Raw genomic sequence first — 17,173 nt, 5'->3', positions numbered from 1 at the left:
CGCCCCGGTGATCTTCAAAGGCCGCCACGCATGGCGGTGTCATTCCACCGCCGTCGAGTGACGAGACAATGTCCAGACAACGAGCGAAACTGGTGGTGGGCAACTGGAAGATGCATGGCCGCATCAAAGAGAACGCGGCTTTGCTGAGCGAGGTCGCCGTTGGGGCGTCGGCCTTGCAGAAGAGCGTGGGTGTGGGCGTATGCGTTCCATGTCCGTACCTCGCGCAATCGCAGGCGCTTTTGAGCGGCTCGGTCGTGCGCTGGGGCGTTCAGGATGTGTCCGCGCATGAGAAAGGCGCGTTCACCGGAGAAGTCGCGGCGGAAATGGCCGCCGATTTCGGTGTGACATATGCGATCGTCGGGCATTCCGAGCGGCGCGCGTATCATCGCGAAAGTCCGGAACTCGTGGCGGCCAAGGCGCTGCGTGCAATCGACGCAGGCCTGACGCCCATTGTGTGCGTCGGCGAGACGCTCGAACAGCGCGAAGCAGGCTCGACTGAAGAAGTCGTCGGCACGCAGCTCGAAGCCGTGTTGCTCGCGTTGACCGAGGAACAGGCAGCGAGCATCGTGGTGGCGTACGAGCCGGTGTGGGCCATCGGCACGGGCAAGAGCGCCACGGCGCAGCAAGCGCAGGATGTTCACGCGTTCGTGCGTGCGAAGCTGGCGGAGAAGGGTGCGTCGGTGGCGAACGTGCCGCTGTTGTATGGCGGCAGCGTGAAGCCCGAGAACGCGCAGGAATTGTTCGGGCAACAGGACATCGACGGAGGGCTGATTGGCGGCGCGTCCTTGAAGTCGGAAGATTTTCTTGCGATTTGCCAGGCGGCGTTGGCCGAGATTCAGTAAGCGGCCGAAGCGTCAGGCAGACGTAGAAGCAAATCGCGGCACATGAGTGTCACGGAAACATCAAGATCCAGGTGAGTTGAAATGCTGTATTTGAAGACTTTGATTATCGTCGTCCAGTTGTTGTCGGCGCTTGGCGTGATCGGGCTTGTGCTGTTGCAGCATGGCAAGGGCGCGGACATGGGTGCGGCGTTTGGAAGTGGGGCATCGGGCAGTCTGTTTGGCGCGACCGGTTCCGCTAACTTCCTATCACGCACGACCGCCGTGCTTGCCGCAGTCTTCTTCGTGACGACGCTTGCGCTGACCTACATTGGCAGCTACAAGCCGCAGGTTTCCGCGGGCGTTCTAGGCGGTGCAATGCCTGCGTCCACGGCTCCCGCGCCTGCTGCGGCAAAGTCGGGTTCGGCGCCTGCCGCTGCGACTACGCCAGCATCCGCCGCGCCTGCGTCGAGCGCGCCGGGTTCCGACGTGCCGAAGTAAATCGCCGAACTCCTCGGCCGGGTTGTCCAAGAAACGCCCAGAACAAATTTTCGCGTTATTCGTGTTTTGTGCGTTGAACAATTCGTGAGACCTAGTTATAATTCAAGTCTTGTAGCGATTCGCGGCAATTAAGAAGTTGTTTTCCCGGATTGCAGTACAGTGCCGACGTGGTGAAATTGGTAGACACGCTATCTTGAGGGGGTAGTGGCGAAAGCTGTGCGAGTTCGAGTCTCGCCGTCGGCACCAAAAAGTTATCCAAATGCCAGCCGCATGCATCGCTTCGGCTGGCATTGTCACTTCTGGAGTACCCTTACGGTTTCACATTGACTTATCGTTGTGATAAGCATGGTGCCGAAGAGTTACCAAGCGGTCCGAAGTGAATTCTCCGCCGTGCATTTGCGCCGGCAGCAGCACCCAGACAGTCACAGACCACATCTACCGATCTGAGGATAGCCTTGAACCTCGCACCCTATTACCCCGTCTTCTTGTTTATCGTAGTCGGCCTCGGTCTGGGTATAGCGTTGGTCAGCATCGGCAAAGTTCTCGGTCCCAACAGACCCGACACCGAAAAGAACGCACCGTACGAATGCGGCTTCGAAGCCTTCGAAGACGCGCGTATGAAGTTCGATGTGCGTTACTATCTCGTCGCGATTCTTTTCATCATCTTCGACCTTGAGACGGCGTTCCTGTTTCCGTGGGGTGTTGCCCTGCGCGATATCGGGTGGCCGGGCTTCATGGCCATGATGATTTTTCTGCTCGAATTTTTGCTCGGCTTCGCCTACATCTGGAGAAAGGGCGGACTCGACTGGGAATGAAAGTTAGATCACCGGATTCATGGGCGGCTATGGCTGGCAGCTCATCTGGAGTGGAAAACAAATGAGTATCGAAGGGGTCTTGAAGGAAGGCTTTGTCACCACCACGGCTGACAAGCTGATCAACTGGACGCGCACCGGCTCTCTTTGGCCGATGACGTTCGGTCTCGCCTGCTGTGCGGTCGAGATGATGCATGCGGGCGCGGCGCGCTACGACCTGGATCGCTTCGGCGTGGTGTTTCGCCCGAGCCCGCGTCAGTCCGACGTCATGATCGTGGCAGGCACGCTGTGCAACAAGATGGCGCCCGCGCTTCGTAAGGTGTACGACCAGATGGCCGAGCCGCGCTGGGTCATCTCCATGGGTTCGTGCGCGAACGGCGGCGGGTACTATCACTATTCGTATTCCGTCGTGCGCGGCTGCGACCGTATCGTTCCGGTCGACGTCTACGTGCCCGGCTGTCCTCCGACCGCCGAAGCGCTGGTCTACGGCGTGATCCAGTTGCAGGCGAAGATTCGCCGGACCAACACCATCGCGCGTCAATAAAGGCCTAAGCCTCCCCAATTATGGCAAGCAAACTCGAGACCCTCAAAGCGAACCTCGAGGCGGCGTTTGGCGACCGTCTCCAAGTCACCGAGTCGCTGGGTCAGGTAACGGTGGTCGTGAAAGCGGCCGACTACATCGAAGTCGCGACCCGGCTGCGTGACGATCGCTCGCTCGGCTTCGAGCAGTGCATGGACCTGTGCGGCGTCGACTATTCGACCTTCGGCGACGGCGTCTACGACGGCCCGCGTTTTGCCGCTGTGCTGCATCTTCTGTCCATCGCGAACAACTGGCGCGTGCGCGTGCGCGTGTTCGCACCGGACGACGAAGTGCCCATCGTGCCGTCGGTGGTCGACATCTGGTCGTCGACAAATTGGTACGAGCGCGAAGCGTTCGACCTGTACGGCATCGTGTTCGAAGGCCATCCCGACCTGCGCCGCATTCTCACGGACTATGGCTTCATCGGCCATCCGTTCCGCAAGGACTTCCCGATCTCCGGCTACGTGGAAATGCGCTACGACCCGGAAGAGAAGCGCGTCGTGTATCAGCCTGTGACGATCGAACCGCGCGAGATCACGCCGCGCGTGATTCGCGAAGATCGCTACGGCGGTCTGAAACATTAAGAGAACGCCATGGCAGAGATCAAGAACTACACGCTGAACTTCGGCCCGCAACACCCTGCAGCGCACGGTGTGCTGCGTCTCGTGCTGGAACTCGACGGCGAAGTCATCCAGCGCGCAGATCCGCACATCGGCCTCTTGCATCGCGCGACCGAAAAGTTGGCGGAAACCAAGACCTTCATTCAGTCGGTTCCGTACATGGACCGCCTGGACTACGTGTCGATGATGGTCAACGAGCACGGCTATGTGCTCGCCATCGAAAAGCTGCTCGGTATCGACGTGCCGATCCGCGCGAAGTACATCCGCGTGCTGTTCGACGAAATCACGCGCGTGCTGAACCACCTGATGTGGATCGGATCGCACGCGCTCGACGTCGGCGCCATGGCGGTGTTCCTCTATGCGTTTCGCGAGCGCGAAGATCTGATGGACGTCTACGAGGCGGTGTCGGGCGCGCGCATGCACGCGGCTTACTATCGTCCGGGTGGCGTTTATCGCGATCTGCCTGACGCAATGCCGCAATACAAGGCGTCCAAAATTCGCAATGCGAAGGCGCTCGACCGGATGAACGAGAACCGTCAAGGTTCGCTGCTCGACTTCATCGAAGACTTCTTCAATCGCTTCCCGCACTGTGTCGACGAGTACGAAACGCTGCTCACCGACAACCGTATCTGGAAGCAGCGGCTTGTCGGCATCGGCGTGGTGAGTCCTGAGCGCGCGTTGCAGATGGGTCTTTCCGGTGCAATGCTGCGTGGCTCGGGCATCGAATGGGATCTGCGCAAGAAGCAGCCGTACGAAGTCTATGACCAACTCGACTTCGACATTCCGGTTGGCGTGAACGGCGACTGCTACGACCGCTATCTGGTGCGCGTCGAGGAAATGCGTCAGTCCGTGCGTATCGCCAAACAGTGCATTGCCTGGCTGCGCAAGAATCCGGGCCCGGTGATGGTCGATAATCACAAGGTTGCGCCGCCTTCGCGCGTCGGCATGAAGAGCAACATGGAAGAGCTGATTCACCACTTCAAGCTCTTCACCGAAGGCTTCCACGTGCCCGAAGGCGAGACGTATGCCGCCGTCGAGCATCCGAAGGGCGAGTTCGGCATCTATCTGATTTCGGACGGCGCGAACAAGCCTTATCGCCTCAAGATTCGCGCTCCGGGCTACGCGCATCTCGCGTCGCTCGACGAAATGGCGCGCGGCCACATGATCGCGGATGCCGTGACGATCATCGGCACGCAAGACATCGTGTTCGGCGAAATCGATCGCTGATAGCCGTTCGTATTGGTTCTCGCTCGACGCCCAAGCGAACAGCGCAGCAGCAATAACAGCAAACCGCAGGACGCCAGGTCTGCCGCAACAAGAAGGGCGCGGCAGGTTTTCGTTCGGTAGGAATTGAAAGAGTCGTGTCTGAAAATGATCTCAGCTGAAGGCCTGAAAGAAATCGATCGCGCGGTCGCGAAATATCCCGCGGAGCAAAAGCAATCCGCGGTGATGGCAGCGCTGGCTGTCGCTCAGGAAGAGCACGGGTGGCTCTCGCCGGAACTCATGCAGTTCGTGGCGAGCTATCTCAGCATGCCGCCGGTCGCCGTGCAGGAAGTCGCGACGTTCTACACCATGTATAACCTCGCGCCGGTCGGCAAGCACAAGATCACGCTTTGCACGAACCTGCCTTGCCAGCTCGGCCCGGACGGTGGCTCGGATAGTGCTGCTCAGTATCTCAAGCAGAAGCTTGGCATCGACTTCGGCGAAACCACGCCGGACGGCAAGTTCACGCTGAAAGAAGGCGAATGCTTCGGCGCGTGCGGCGACGCACCTGTCGTGCTGGTGAACAATCACCGCATGTGCAGCTTCCTGAGCCACGAGAAAATCGACCAGTTGATCGAGGAACTTTCGAAATGACGTCACTCCACGATCGTCACATCAAGCCGCTGATCCTCGCTGGCCTCAACGGCGAGAACTGGCATCTCGAAGATTACGTTGCGCGCGGCGGTTACAAGCAGTTGCGGCGCATTCTCGAAGAAAAGATTCCGCCCGAGCAAGTGATCGCCGACGTCAAGGCGTCGGGTCTGCGCGGCCGCGGCGGCGCGGGTTTTCCGACCGGCCTCAAGTGGAGCTTCATGCCGCGTCAGTTCCCGGGGCAAAAGTATCTCGTCTGCAATTCGGACGAAGGCGAACCGGGCACGTTCAAGGATCGCGACATCCTGCGCTGGAACCCGCATTCGCTAATCGAAGGCATGGCCATCGGCGCGTACGCAATGGGCATCACCGTGGGCTACAACTACATTCACGGCGAGATCTTCGAGGTCTATCGCGTGTTCGAAGCGGCGCTCGAAGAGGCGCGCGCGGCCGGTTATCTCGGCGCGAACATCCTGGGCACGGGCTTTTCGTTCGAGTTGTACGCGCATCATGGCTATGGCGCGTATATCTGCGGTGAAGAAACCGCGCTGCTGGAATCGCTGGAAGGCAAGAAAGGCCAGCCGCGCTTCAAGCCGCCGTTCCCGGCGAGCTTCGGCGTGTACGGCAAGCCGACCACCATCAACAACACCGAGACGTTCGCGGCCGTGCCGTTCCTGTTGGAAATCGGCCCGCAGAATTACCTCGAGATCGGCAAGCCGAATAACGGCGGCACGAAGATCTTCTCAGTGTCGGGTGACGTGAATCGTCCTGGCAACTATGAAGTGCCGCTCGGCACGCCGTTCGCCACGCTGATGGAACTGGCCGGCGGTGTACGCGGCGAGTCGATCAAGGCGGTCATTCCAGGCGGTTCGTCCGCGCCGGTCGTGCCAGGCGAGATGATGCTCGCAACGGACATGGACTACGATTCCATCGCCAAGGCGGGCTCCATGCTCGGCTCGGGCGCGGTCATCGTCATGAACGAAACGCGTTGCATGGTGCGTTCGCTGCTGCGTCTGTCGTACTTCTATTACGAAGAGTCGTGCGGTCAGTGCACGCCTTGCCGCGAAGGCACGGGCTGGCTGTATCGCGTGGTGCATCGTATCGAGCACGGGCTTGGCCGCAAGGAAGATCTGGATCTCTTGAACTCGGTTGCCGAAAACATCATGGGACGCACGATTTGCGCGCTCGGCGATGCGGCGGCCATGCCCGTGCGCGGCATGCTCAAGCACTTCTGGAACGAATTCGAATATCACGTCGAGCACAAGCATTGTCTCGTCGGCGGGCACGCGCATCATGCGGCGTCCGAAGCGCTTACCGCGTAATCAGACGCGCAATCAGATGCGCGACAGAGGTTGAGGATCTTTATCCATCATGGTTGAACTAGAAATTGACGGCAAGACGGTCGAGGTTCCTGAAGGCAGCATGGTGATCCAGGCTGCGCATAAGGTCGATACGTACATTCCTCACTTCTGCTATCACAAGAAGCTGTCGATCGCGGCGAACTGCCGGATGTGCCTCGTCGAAGTCGAAAAGATGCCGAAGGCCGTTCCCGCGTGCGCCACGCCCGTATCCAACGGCATGATCGTGCGTACCACTTCCGACAAGGCCGTGAAGGCGCAGCAGTCGGTGATGGAGTTCCTGCTGATCAACCACCCGCTGGATTGCCCTATTTGCGATCAGGGCGGCGAGTGCCAGTTGCAGGATCTGGCCGTCGGTTACGGCAAGTCGCAATCGCGCTATAGCGAAGAAAAGCGCGTGGTGTTCCACAAGAACGTCGGCCCGCTCATCTCCATGGAAGAGATGACGCGCTGCATCCACTGCACACGCTGCGTGCGCTTTGGCCAGGAAGTGGCCGGTGTGATGGAACTCGGCATGCTGGGCCGTGGCGAGCATTCGGAAATCACCTCGTTCGTCGGCAAGACGGTCGACTCCGAACTGTCCGGCAACATGATCGATCTGTGCCCGGTCGGCGCGCTCACGAGCAAGCCGTTCCGCTATAGCGCGCGTACGTGGGAACTGTCGCGCCGCAAGTCGGTGAGCCCGCACGATTCCGTTGGCGCGAACCTCGTCGTCCAGGTGAAGAACAATCGCGTCATGCGCGTTCTGCCGATGGAAAACGAAGCCATCAACGAATGCTGGATCTCGGACAAGGATCGCTTCTCCTACGAAGGCCTGAACGGCGACGAGCGCCTGAGCACGCCCATGCTCAAGCAAGGCGGCAACTGGATCGAAACCGACTGGCAGACCGCGCTCGAATACGTGGCGAAGGGCATCAAGGGTATCAAGGCGGACCACGGCGCGAACGCCATCGCTGCGCTGGCCACGCCGCATGCAACGGTCGAAGAACTTTTCCTGCTGAAGCAATTCGCGGAAGGCGTGGGTACGCCCAACGTCGATTTCCGTCTGCGTCAGAACGACTTCTCGGCGCCCCTGGGCGTCGGCGCACCCTGGCTCGGCGTGCCTATCGCGGATCTGTCGAATGTCGATACCGCGTTCATCATCGGTTCGTTCTTGCGTCGCGATCATCCGTTGCTGGCCGCGCGTCTGCGTCAGGCGGCGAAGAATGGCGCCATGCTCACGCTTCTCAACGCAAGCAACGACGACTCGCTGATCCCGACCGCGCATCGCCTGGTGGCGGCGCCGTCGGCTTGGCTCGACCAGCTCGCGGGCATCGCAGCCGCGGTGGCCGAAGCGCGTGGCTCGGAACTGCCTGAAGCGTTTGCCGGACGCGAAGTATCGGCGGCGGCGAAAGATGTCGCGGCATCGCTCTCGGCGGGCGACAAGCGCGTCGTGCTGCTCGGCAACCTCGCGGTTCAGCATCCCGATTTCGCGCAGATTCACGCGGCGGCGCAATGGATCGCGAACAGCACGGGCGCCACGCTTGGCTTCCTGACCGAAGGCGCGAATTCAGTGGGCGCGCATCTGGTCGACGTCCTGCCGGGCGAAGGCGGTCTCAACGCGCGCGAAGTGTTCGAACAGCCGCGCAAGGGCTACGTGCTGCTCAATGCAGAACCGGAATTCGATACGGCCAACCCCGCACAAGCCATCGCCGCATTGAAGCAGGCGGAAATGGTCGTGGTGATGTCGTCGTTCAAGCACGGCCTCGACTACGCGGACGTGTTGCTGCCCATCGCGCCGTTCACGGAAACGTCGGGCACCTTCGTCAACGCGGAAGGCACGGCTCAGTCGTTCAACGGCGTCGTGCGCGCGCTGGGCGACACGCGTCCGGGCTGGAAGGTTCTGCGGGTGCTCGGCACGTTGCTCGGTCTGTCGGGCTTCGATTACGACACGGCCGAAGAAGTGCGTATCGCCGCACTCGGCACGGGTGAGTTGAGCGCGCGTTTGTCGAACGAGACGACGGTCGCGGCCAAGCGCGCGGCGTCGAATGTCACGGCGAACGGCGGCTTCCAGCGTCTTGCCGACGTGCCGATCTATCACGCCGACGCACTGGTGCGCCGCGCCCCGTCGCTGCATCTGACGGCCGCGGCCCGCGACGCGAACATGGCGGGTCTGCCGACCGCGCTTTTCGACCAGCTCGGCCTGAAAGACGGCGAAGCAGTGCGCGTCAAGCAAGGCAATCTGTCGGTGGTGCTGCCCGCGGTTCGCGATGCGAATCTGGCGGAATCGGTGGTCCGCGTATCGGCGGGCACGTCAGCCGGCGCCGCGCTTGGCGGCCTGTTCGGCGAACTGGTAGTGGAGAAGGCGTAAATGGGCTTGTTCGATACGATCAACGCGGGCGGCACGCAAATTCTGGGCGTCGCATGGCCAACGGTGTGGGCGCTGGTGCGCATTGTCGTGGTCGCGGTAGTGATCCTGCTGTGCGTCGCGTACCTGATTCTCTGGGAACGCAAGCTCATCGGCTGGATGCACGTGCGTCTCGGCCCGAACCGCGTCGGCCCGGCAGGTCTCTTGCAGCCAATTGCGGACGTGCTGAAGCTGTTGCTCAAGGAAGTCATTCAGCCGACGCAAGCAAGCAAGTGGATCTACGTGATCGCGCCGATCATGACGGTGGTCCCGGCGTTCGCCGTGTGGGCGGTCATTCCGTTCCAGGCCAAGGCTGTGCTCGGCGACATCAACGCCGGTCTGCTGTATGTCATGGCGATCTCGTCCATCGGCGTGTACGGCGTGATTCTCGCGGGCTGGGCGTCGAACTCGAAGTACGCGTTCCTCGGCGCCATGCGCGCGGCGGCGCAGATGGTGTCCTACGAAATCTCGATGGGCTTCGCGCTGGTCGTCGTCCTGATGGTCGCGGGCACGCTGAACATGTCGGATATCGTCACGTCGCAGCAGCGCGGCATTTTCGCGGGCTTCGGCGTCAACTTCCTGTCGTGGAACTGGCTGCCGCTTCTGCCAATGTTCGTCGTGTATTTCATCTCGGGCATCGCCGAAACGAACCGCCATCCGTTCGACGTGGTGGAAGGCGAATCGGAAATCGTCGCCGGTCACATGATCGATTACTCCGGCATGGCGTTCGCGCTGTTCTTCCTCGCCGAGTACATCAACATGATCGTGATCTCGGCGATCGCCACGACGCTGTTCCTCGGCGGCTGGGACGCACCGTTCGGCTTCCTGTCGTTCATCCCGGGCGTGTTCTGGTTCGTTTTCAAGGTCTTCCTCCTGCTGTCGGTCTTCATCTGGGCGCGCGCGACTTTCCCGCGTTACCGCTACGACCAGATCATGCGTCTTGGCTGGAAAGTGTTCCTGCCGGTGTCGGTGGTGTGGGTCGTCGTGGTCGGCTTCTGGATCATGTCGCCGCTCAACATCTGGAAGTAACGGCGCGCAAAGAGACAAGAGCGGACAAATATCATGAACGCAATACAGAGCTTTTTTAAGACCTTCTTCCTGACCGAGCTGCTCAAGGGTCTGGCGCTGACGGGACGCTACACGTTCCAGCGCAAGATCACGGTGCAGTTCCCGGAAGAGAAGACGCCTATTTCTCCGCGTTTTCGTGGCCTGCATGCACTGCGCCGCTATGAAAACGGTGAAGAGCGCTGCATTGCCTGCAAGCTGTGCGAGGCAGTGTGCCCGGCGCTCGCCATTACGATCGAATCGGAAACGCGTGCTGACAATACGCGCCGCACGACGCGCTACGACATCGACCTGACCAAGTGCATCTTCTGCGGCTTCTGCGAAGAAAGCTGCCCGGTCGACTCGATCGTCGAGACGCACATCCTCGAATATCACGGCGAGAAGCGCGGCGACCTGTACTTCACGAAGGACATGCTGCTTGCGGTGGGCGACCGTTACGAGACGGAAATCGCCGCATCGAAGGCGGCAGACGCGCCTTATCGTTGATGCGAAGCCGAGCCTGGAGCGCCGCGCGAGAGAAACAGAAACCACGTTCGCGCGCTCCGGTCCTCGACATGTCGTTGCGTTTTTGTTGTTGCTGTCTGGCACAATGCGGCGCGCTTAGTGACCGTGCTTCGTGGCTGATCTTCCCCGGCCGCGCTTTGTCCGTCGCACGGAGAGAGCGAGCCGAAGCGCCGATACACCATGCCTCTTGATGGCCTAACGATGAACCGGTAATCATGGAATTCACAACCGTACTGTTCTATATCTTCGCGCTGCTCCTGACCGTGTCGGCGCTGAAGGTGATCACTTCGCGCAACCCGGTGTCATCCGCGCTCTTCCTCGTGCTCGCGTTCTTCAACGCGGCCGCGATCTGGATGCTGCTGCAGGCCGAATTCCTCGCGATCCTGCTGGTTCTCGTCTACGTGGGCGCCGTGATGGTGCTGTTCCTCTTCGTCGTGATGATGCTCGACATCAACATCGACGTACTGCGACGCGACTTCAGACGCTTCGTGCCGCTCGCGAGCATCGTGGGCGCGATCATCGTGGTGGAAACGGCGCTGATCCTGTGGCACGGTTTCGGCGCGACGACCACGCCGGTGGTCGGCGCGGCTGTCAGCGGCGCGGCGGTGATGCCGAACACGCAGCTCATCGGCAAGATCATCTACACGGACTACATCTTCGCGTTCGAAATCGCCGGTCTCGTGCTGCTGGTCGCCATCATCGCGGCGATCTCGCTCACCATTCGCGACAAGAAGGACAAGAAGACGCAGACCGTCAGCCAGCAGGTCAAGGTGCGCGCCCAGGACCGCGTGCGTATCGTCAAGATGAAGTCCGAGACAGAGGCGCCCGACGCCGCGACGGAACCGCCCGTGACCGGCAACATCGGTGCGGGAACGGTCGACAACAAGGGCTGAGCGCGAAGGAGAATATCGAAATGTTGAGTCTTGCCCATTACCTCGTGCTCGGTGCGATCCTCTTTGCGATCAGCATCGTCGGCATCTTCCTGAACCGCCGCAACGTCATCATCATCTTGATGGCCATCGAGCTGATGCTGCTCGCGGTGAACACCAATTTCGTCGCGTTCTCGCATTATCTGGGCGACATACACGGCCAGATCTTCGTGTTCTTCGTGCTGACCGTGGCTGCTGCTGAAGCGGCAATCGGTCTCGCGATTCTCGTGACCCTGTTCCGCAGCCTCGACACGATCAACGTCGAGGACCTCGATCAGCTCAAAGGTTAATTTCAGGCTAGGCTGTTATGTCCATGACACTCAATGAAAACGTCCTGCTTGCGGTTCCGCTGGCGCCGCTTGCCGGTTCGCTGATCGCGGGGCTGCTGGGAAAGACGATAGGGCGCAAGGGCGCGCACAGCGTGACGATTCTCGGCGTCGCGATCTCCTTCGTGCTGTCCGCGATGGTCTTCTTCGACGTGCTGAACGGCGCGAGCTACAACGCCACCGTCTACGAATGGATGACGGTCGGTTCGCTCAAGATGGAAGTCGGCTTCCTGGTCGACTCGCTCACCGCGATGATGATGGTCATCGTGACCTTCGTCTCGCTGATGGTGCACATCTACACCATCGGCTACATGGCGGATGAAGAAGTCGGTTACGAGCGGTTCTTCTCATACATCTCGCTCTTCACGTTTTCCATGCTGATGCTCGTCATGGCGAACAACTTCCTGCAGCTGTTCTTCGGCTGGGAAGCCGTGGGTCTCGTGTCGTACTTGCTGATCGGCTTCTACTTCACGCGTGAAACCGCGATCTACGCCAACATGAAGGCGTTTATCGTGAACCGCGTGGGCGACTTCGGTTTTCTGCTGGGCATCGGCCTGTTGCTGGCGTTCGGCGGCTCGTTGAACTACGGCGACGTGTTCGCGCAAAGCGACAAGCTCGCGACCATGACCTTCCCCGGCACGCAATGGGGCTTGCTGACGGTATCGTGCATTTGCCTCTTCATCGGCGCGATGGGTAAGTCCGCGCAGTTTCCGCTGCACGTGTGGCTGCCCGACTCGATGGAAGGCCCGACGCCGATCTCCGCGCTGATCCACGCGGCAACCATGGTAACGGCCGGTATCTTCATGGTGACGCGCATGTCGCCGCTCTTCGAGCATTCGGATGCGGCGCTGTCGTTCGTCACGGTCATCGGTGCGATCACCGCGTTGTTCATGGGCTTTCTCGGCGTCGTGCAGAACGACATCAAGCGCGTGGTGGCTTACTCCACGCTATCGCAGCTCGGTTACATGACGGTCGCGCTCGGCGTGTCGGCTTATCCGGTCGCCGTGTTCCACCTTGCCACGCATGCGTTCTTCAAGGCGTTGCTGTTCCTCGGCGCGGGTTCGGTCATCATCGGCATGCACCACGACCAGGACATGCGCAACATGGGCGGTCTGCGCAAGTACATGCCGATCACCTGGATCACGTCGCTGATCGGTTCGCTCGCGCTGATCGGCACGCCGTTCTTCTCCGGCTTCTACTCGAAAGATTCGATCATCGAAGCGGCCAAGGCCTCGCACTTGGCGGGCTCCGGCTTTGCGTACTTCGCGGTGGTCGCAAGCGTGTTCGTCACGTCGCTGTACTCGTTTCGCATGTACTTCATGGTGTTCCACGGTCCGGAGCGTTTCCGCGGTCCGAAGCATCCCGATTCGCCGATGGGTCAAGCTGAAGCACATGGCCACGGTCACGATTCGCACGGCCATGGTCACGACGACCACGGGCACGGCCATGATGACCACGGCCACGCGCACGTGCCGCACGAAACCCCGTGGGTGGTGTGGCTGCCGCTCGTGCTGCTGGCTATTCCGTCGATCATCATCGGCGCGATCGGTATCGGTCCGATGGTCTACGGCGACTTCTTCTCGCACGGCGTGATCTTCGACAAGGTGATCTACATCGCCGAAAACCACGAAGGCCTGAAGGAAATGGCCACGGAGTTCCACGGCTGGATGGCCATGGCGCTGCACGGCATTATCACGCCGGGACCGGTGTGGATCGCGGCTTTCGGCGTGATCGTCGCGTGGTTCCTGTATATCAAGCGTCCGGATCTGCCCGCTGTCATCAAGAAGGCGTCCGGCCCGATCTATACGCTCCTCGACAACAAGTACTACTTCGACAAGATCAACGAAGTGGTCTTCGCCAAGGGCGCGGTCGCCATTGGCCGGGGGCTGTGGAAAGAGGGCGATGTGGTCGTCATCGACGGCATCGTCAACGGCAGTGCGCGGTTCGTCGGCTGGTTCGCCGGTGTGATCCGCTTCCTTCAATCCGGTTACATCTATCACTACGCGTTCGCCATGATTATCGGCATGTTGGGGCTCTTGACCCTGTTTGTAACGCTCGGCGGCAAATAAGGCGAGGGACCCTATGCACTCTTTTCCGATTCTCAGTGTCGCGATCTGGCTGCCGATCGTATTCGGCGTCCTGGTCCTGGCTATAGGTAACGACCACAACCCGGCGCCCGCGCGCTGGGTTGCATTGATCGGCTCGGTGCTCGGGCTGATCGTCACGATCCCCCTCATCACCGGCTTCGATACGTCGACGGCCGCGTTGCAGTTCGTCGAGCAGGCGAGCTGGATCGAACGCTTCAACATCACGTATCACCTGGGCGTGGACGGCATCTCGATGTGGTTTGTCGTGCTGACCGCGCTCATCACGGTGATCGTGGTGATCGCCGCATGGGAAGTGATCACCGAGCGCGTCTCGCAGTACCTGGCCGCGTTCCTGATTCTCTCGGGCATCATGATCGGCGTGTTCTCGACCGCCGACGGCCTGTTGTTCTACGTGTTCTTCGAAGCCACGCTCATCCCGATGTACATCATCATCGGCGTGTGGGGCGGTCCGAACCGTGTGTATGCGGCGTTCAAGTTCTTCCTGTACACGCTGGCCGGCTCGCTTCTGATGCTGATCGCGCTGCTGTACCTGTACACGCAGACGCACACGTTCGACCTCGCCACGTGGCAAGCCGCGAAGATCGGCATGACGCCGCAGGTGCTGCTGTTCATAGCGTTCTTCCTCGCGTTCGCCGTCAAGGTGCCGATGTGGCCCGTCCACACCTGGCTGCCGGACGCGCACGTGGAAGCACCGACGGGCGGCTCGGTCGTGCTTGCCGCGATCATGCTGAAGCTCGGCGCGTACGGTTTCCTGCGCTTTTCGCTGCCCATCGCGCCGGACGCAAGCCACTTTCTCGCGCCCGTGGTCATCACGCTGTCGCTGATCGCGGTGATCTACATCGGTCTTGTCGCGCTCGTTCAGGCGGACATGAAGAAGCTGGTGGCGTATTCGTCGATTGCGCACATGGGCTTCGTCACGCTTGGCTTCTTCATCTTCAGCCAGCTTGGCGTGGAAGGCGCGATCATCCAGATGATCTCGCACGGCTTCGTCTCGGGCGCGATGTTCCTTTCCATCGGCGTGCTGTACGACCGCGTCCACTCGCGCCAGATCGCGGATTACGGCGGTGTCGTCAATACCATGCCGAAGTTCGCGGCGTTCTCCATGTTGTTCGCCATGGCCAACTGCGGCCTGCCGGGCACCTCGGGTTTCGTCGGCGAGTTCATGGTGATTCTGGCCGCCGTGAAGTTCAACTTCTGGATCGGTTTCCTGGCCACGTTCACGCTGATTCTCGGCGCGGCCTATACGCTGTGGATGTACAAGCGCGTGTACTTCGGCGCCGTGGCGAACGACCATGTCGCGAAGCTGAAGGACATCAACAAGCGCGAAATGTTCATGCTGGTGGTGCTCGCAGCGTTCACGCTGTACATGGGCCTGCATCCGAAGCCCTTCACCGACGTCATGCACGAATCGGTGGCAAACCTGCTCTCCCACGTCGCGCAGTCCAAGCTGCCGCTGGATCAGTAACGCCGTGCGGAGGAATTAAAAGATCATGCAAAACGCCCCTATGAGTGTGCTGTTGCCCGACGCGGTCCTGATGGCCGCAGTCGTCATCGCCTGGTTGAACGACACGATCTTCGGCGTGCCAAGCCGTCGTGTCACGTATCTGATCGCGCTCGTGTCGACCCTCGTGGTCGGCGTGTGGTTCGCGGTCACGGCACTCGACCCGACGCCGCATTACTTCTTCACGCGCATGTATGTCGTCGATCCGTTCGCGAGCGCCATGAAAGCGGTGGTGTGTCTGGGCTACGCGGTGTCGGTCATCTATTCGCGGCGCTATCTGGAAGACCGCGGTCTGTTTCGCGGCGACTTCTTCCTGCTTGGCCTCTTTTCGCTGCTCGGCCAGTGCGTGATGATTTCGGGCAACAACTTCCTCACGCTGTACCTCGGCCTCGAACTGATGTCGCTGTCGCTGTATGCGGTCATCGCGCTGCGCAAGGATTCGCCGCAGGCGAACGAATCGGCGATGAAGTATTACGTCCTCGGCGCGCTCGCTTCCGGCTTCCTGCTCTACGGCATTTCCATGCTTTATGGCGCGACCGGCTCGCTGGAACTGGGTGAAGTCTTCAAGGCGGTGGCTTCGGGCCGCATCAACGACGCGGTGCTGCTGTTCGGCATCATCTTCGTCGTGGCGGGCGTGGCGTTCAAGATGGGCGCGGTGCCGTTCCATATGTGGGTGCCGGACGTCTATCAAGGCGCACCGACCGCAATGACCTTGCTCACCGGCGGCGGCCCGAAGGTCGCGGCCTTTGCGTGGGGCTTGCGCTTCTTGGTGATGGGTCTGCTGCCTTTCGCGGTCGACTGGCAAGAGATGCTCGTGATTCTCGCCGCGCTGTCGCTGATCGTCGGCAACGTCACCGGTATCGTGCAGAAGAACATCAAGCGGATGCTCGCGTACTCGGCCATCTCCAACATGGGCTTCGTGCTTCTCGGCCTGCTGGCTGGCGTGGTGGACGGCAAGGTAACGGGCGCGGCGGGCGCCTACAGTTCGGCAATGTTCTACAGCATCATCTACCTCGTCACGACGCTTGGCACCTTCGGCGTGGTCATGCTGCTTGCGCGCCGCGACTTCGAAGCCGAGATGATCGACGACTTCAAGGGTTTGAATCAGCGCAGCCCGGTGTTCGCGTTCGTCATGATGATCATGATGTTCTCGCTTGCGGGCATTCCGCCGACCGTCGGTTTCTATGCGAAGCTCGCCGTGCTCGAAGCGACGATGAACGCCGGTCTGACGTGGCTCGCCGTGCTGGCCGTCCTGACATCGCTGGTCGGTGCGTTCTACTACCTGCGTATCGTGAAGCTGATGTATTTCGACGCGCCGCAAGATGCGTCGCCGATCGTTGCCGGCAGCCTCAATCGCTCCTTGCTGGCGTTCAACGGTCTGGCCGTGCTCGTGCTCGGTCTCGTGCCCGGCCCGCTGATGACGGCTTGCCTGCAAGCGATCACGCATACGCTGCCGCTGTAATGTCGGCAGCGGGATGGTTTATCGTGCTGTTGGCGCTCGTCGGCGCCAACTTGCCGTTCCTGAATCAGCGCCTTTTTGCCGTCATGCCGCTCAAGCTTCATGCGGATGGGAGTAAGACGGCGAAGAAGGGCGTCTGGATTCGGATCGGCGAGTTGCTCGTTCTTTACTTCGCGGTTGGCGCGCTCGGCTTCATGCTCGAAGCGCGCGCCGGCAACCGCTTCGATCAGGAATGGCAGTTTTATGCCATTACCTTCAGTCTCTTCGTGGTGTTCGCGTTTCCGGGCTTCACGTATCAGTACCTTGTCAAACGCCGCTGACGGCTGGTTGCTGTCGGCGGCTTTTGGCCATT

17 protein-coding genes and 1 tRNA gene are annotated in these 17,173 nt (G+C 60.7%); all 18 read left to right on the top strand.

What is annotated here, in order from left to right; all coding sequences use genetic code 11:
- Positions 1 to 68: 68 nt before the first annotated feature.
- The 18 genes from tpiA to NCR40_RS08270 all read left to right on the top strand — a co-directional run bounded on the left by tpiA (position 69) and on the right by NCR40_RS08270 (position 17,141).
- Entirely contained in the window at positions 69 to 842 is a 774-nt protein-coding gene (gene tpiA, locus NCR40_RS08355; protein WP_250509197.1) for a triose-phosphate isomerase, read from the top strand.
- An 81-nt stretch (positions 843 to 923) separates the two neighbouring features.
- Positions 924 to 1,319, top strand: a complete 396-nt coding sequence (gene secG / locus NCR40_RS08350; protein WP_250509196.1) for a preprotein translocase subunit SecG — start codon at positions 924 to 926, stop codon at positions 1,317 to 1,319.
- A gap of 161 nt (positions 1,320 to 1,480) precedes the next feature.
- A tRNA-Leu gene (locus tag NCR40_RS08345) sits at positions 1,481 to 1,565 on the top strand.
- Between the two features lie 209 nt (positions 1,566 to 1,774).
- Positions 1,775 to 2,134 carry an NADH-quinone oxidoreductase subunit A gene (locus NCR40_RS08340; RefSeq protein WP_244825491.1) on the top strand — a complete coding sequence of 120 codons (360 nt, stop codon included), beginning with the start codon at positions 1,775 to 1,777 and terminating at the stop codon, positions 2,132 to 2,134.
- Between the two features lie 61 nt (positions 2,135 to 2,195).
- On the top strand, positions 2,196 to 2,675 hold the full coding sequence (locus tag NCR40_RS08335) for a NuoB/complex I 20 kDa subunit family protein (protein WP_006052903.1): 480 nt from the start codon (positions 2,196 to 2,198) through the stop codon (positions 2,673 to 2,675).
- Between the two features lie 20 nt (positions 2,676 to 2,695).
- Positions 2,696 to 3,295 (top strand): NADH-quinone oxidoreductase subunit C, encoded by a 600-nt coding sequence (locus NCR40_RS08330; protein WP_244825489.1) that lies wholly within the window; start codon positions 2,696 to 2,698, stop codon positions 3,293 to 3,295.
- Between the two features lie 9 nt (positions 3,296 to 3,304).
- On the top strand, positions 3,305 to 4,558 hold the full coding sequence (locus NCR40_RS08325; protein ID WP_250465136.1) for an NADH-quinone oxidoreductase subunit D: 1,254 nt from the start codon (positions 3,305 to 3,307) through the stop codon (positions 4,556 to 4,558).
- A gap of 144 nt (positions 4,559 to 4,702) precedes the next feature.
- Complete coding sequence (gene nuoE, locus NCR40_RS08320) at positions 4,703 to 5,188, top strand: NADH-quinone oxidoreductase subunit NuoE (protein ID WP_244825485.1); 486 nt, start codon at positions 4,703 to 4,705, stop codon at positions 5,186 to 5,188.
- A complete protein-coding gene (nuoF, locus tag NCR40_RS08315) occupies positions 5,185 to 6,507 on the top strand; it encodes an NADH-quinone oxidoreductase subunit NuoF (RefSeq protein ID WP_244825483.1) in 1,323 nt (440 codons plus the stop codon). The genes nuoE and nuoF overlap by 4 nt, the downstream gene beginning before the upstream one ends.
- A gap of 49 nt (positions 6,508 to 6,556) precedes the next feature.
- A complete protein-coding gene (gene nuoG / locus NCR40_RS08310) occupies positions 6,557 to 8,893 on the top strand; it encodes an NADH-quinone oxidoreductase subunit NuoG (RefSeq protein ID WP_250465135.1) in 2,337 nt (778 codons plus the stop codon).
- Positions 8,894 to 9,958, top strand: coding sequence for an NADH-quinone oxidoreductase subunit NuoH (gene nuoH, locus NCR40_RS08305; protein ID WP_244825480.1), 1,065 nt, complete (start codon positions 8,894 to 8,896; stop codon positions 9,956 to 9,958).
- Positions 9,959 to 9,991: 33 nt separating this feature from the next.
- On the top strand, positions 9,992 to 10,480 hold the full coding sequence (gene nuoI, locus NCR40_RS08300; protein ID WP_244825478.1) for an NADH-quinone oxidoreductase subunit NuoI: 489 nt from the start codon (positions 9,992 to 9,994) through the stop codon (positions 10,478 to 10,480).
- 233 nt (positions 10,481 to 10,713) lie between these two features.
- The gene (locus tag NCR40_RS08295; protein ID WP_244825476.1) at positions 10,714 to 11,391 is read left to right on the top strand and encodes an NADH-quinone oxidoreductase subunit J; all 678 of its coding nucleotides are present in this window, start codon (positions 10,714 to 10,716) and stop codon (positions 11,389 to 11,391) included.
- A gap of 20 nt (positions 11,392 to 11,411) precedes the next feature.
- Positions 11,412 to 11,717: an NADH-quinone oxidoreductase subunit NuoK gene (nuoK, locus tag NCR40_RS08290; RefSeq protein ID WP_031360677.1), complete on the top strand. Its 306-nt coding sequence runs from the start codon at positions 11,412 to 11,414 to the stop codon at positions 11,715 to 11,717.
- Between the two features lie 17 nt (positions 11,718 to 11,734).
- Positions 11,735 to 13,822 (top strand): NADH-quinone oxidoreductase subunit L, encoded by a 2,088-nt coding sequence (gene nuoL, locus NCR40_RS08285; protein WP_244825474.1) that lies wholly within the window; start codon positions 11,735 to 11,737, stop codon positions 13,820 to 13,822.
- 13 nt (positions 13,823 to 13,835) lie between these two features.
- Positions 13,836 to 15,326 carry an NADH-quinone oxidoreductase subunit M gene (locus tag NCR40_RS08280; protein WP_244825472.1) on the top strand — a complete coding sequence of 497 codons (1,491 nt, stop codon included), beginning with the start codon at positions 13,836 to 13,838 and terminating at the stop codon, positions 15,324 to 15,326.
- Positions 15,327 to 15,351: 25 nt separating this feature from the next.
- Complete coding sequence (gene nuoN, locus NCR40_RS08275) at positions 15,352 to 16,824, top strand: NADH-quinone oxidoreductase subunit NuoN (RefSeq protein ID WP_250465131.1); 1,473 nt, start codon at positions 15,352 to 15,354, stop codon at positions 16,822 to 16,824.
- Entirely contained in the window at positions 16,824 to 17,141 is a 318-nt protein-coding gene (locus tag NCR40_RS08270) for a DUF2818 family protein (RefSeq protein WP_250465130.1), read from the top strand. Before nuoN ends, NCR40_RS08270 begins: the two co-directional genes overlap by 1 nt.
- Positions 17,142 to 17,173: the final 32 nt, after the last annotated feature.

Source organism: Caballeronia sp. GACF4 (assembly GCF_023631025.1).
Classification (GTDB): Bacteria; Pseudomonadota; Gammaproteobacteria; order Burkholderiales; family Burkholderiaceae; genus Caballeronia.
The sequence above is the reverse complement of the archived record's forward strand: the minus strand, read 5'-3'. Positions and strand labels throughout refer to the sequence as shown.

Bases quoted from the DNA above. Each gene is read 5' to 3' on its own strand.
- nuoN (WP_250465131.1), top strand. From the start codon at position 15,352: ATGCAAAACGCCCCTATGAGTGTGCTGTTGCCCGACGCGGTCCTGATG.
- NCR40_RS08330 (WP_244825489.1), top strand. From the start codon at position 2,696: ATGGCAAGCAAACTCGAGACCCTCAAAGCGAACCTCGAGGCGGCGTTT.
- NCR40_RS08280 (WP_244825472.1), top strand. From the start codon at position 13,836: ATGCACTCTTTTCCGATTCTCAGTGTCGCGATCTGGCTGCCGATCGTA.
- NCR40_RS08270 (WP_250465130.1), top strand. From the start codon at position 16,824: ATGTCGGCAGCGGGATGGTTTATCGTGCTGTTGGCGCTCGTCGGCGCC.
- nuoK (WP_031360677.1), top strand. From the start codon at position 11,412: ATGTTGAGTCTTGCCCATTACCTCGTGCTCGGTGCGATCCTCTTTGCG.
- nuoL (WP_244825474.1), top strand. From the start codon at position 11,735: ATGTCCATGACACTCAATGAAAACGTCCTGCTTGCGGTTCCGCTGGCG.
- NCR40_RS08325 (WP_250465136.1), top strand. From the start codon at position 3,305: ATGGCAGAGATCAAGAACTACACGCTGAACTTCGGCCCGCAACACCCT.
- NCR40_RS08335 (WP_006052903.1), top strand. From the start codon at position 2,196: ATGAGTATCGAAGGGGTCTTGAAGGAAGGCTTTGTCACCACCACGGCT.
- nuoH (WP_244825480.1), top strand. From the start codon at position 8,894: ATGGGCTTGTTCGATACGATCAACGCGGGCGGCACGCAAATTCTGGGC.
- nuoE (WP_244825485.1), top strand. From the start codon at position 4,703: ATGATCTCAGCTGAAGGCCTGAAAGAAATCGATCGCGCGGTCGCGAAA.
- secG (WP_250509196.1), top strand. From the start codon at position 924: ATGCTGTATTTGAAGACTTTGATTATCGTCGTCCAGTTGTTGTCGGCG.
- nuoF (WP_244825483.1), top strand. From the start codon at position 5,185: ATGACGTCACTCCACGATCGTCACATCAAGCCGCTGATCCTCGCTGGC.
- nuoI (WP_244825478.1), top strand. From the start codon at position 9,992: ATGAACGCAATACAGAGCTTTTTTAAGACCTTCTTCCTGACCGAGCTG.
- NCR40_RS08295 (WP_244825476.1), top strand. From the start codon at position 10,714: ATGGAATTCACAACCGTACTGTTCTATATCTTCGCGCTGCTCCTGACC.
- nuoG (WP_250465135.1), top strand. From the start codon at position 6,557: ATGGTTGAACTAGAAATTGACGGCAAGACGGTCGAGGTTCCTGAAGGC.
- tpiA (WP_250509197.1), top strand. From the start codon at position 69: ATGTCCAGACAACGAGCGAAACTGGTGGTGGGCAACTGGAAGATGCAT.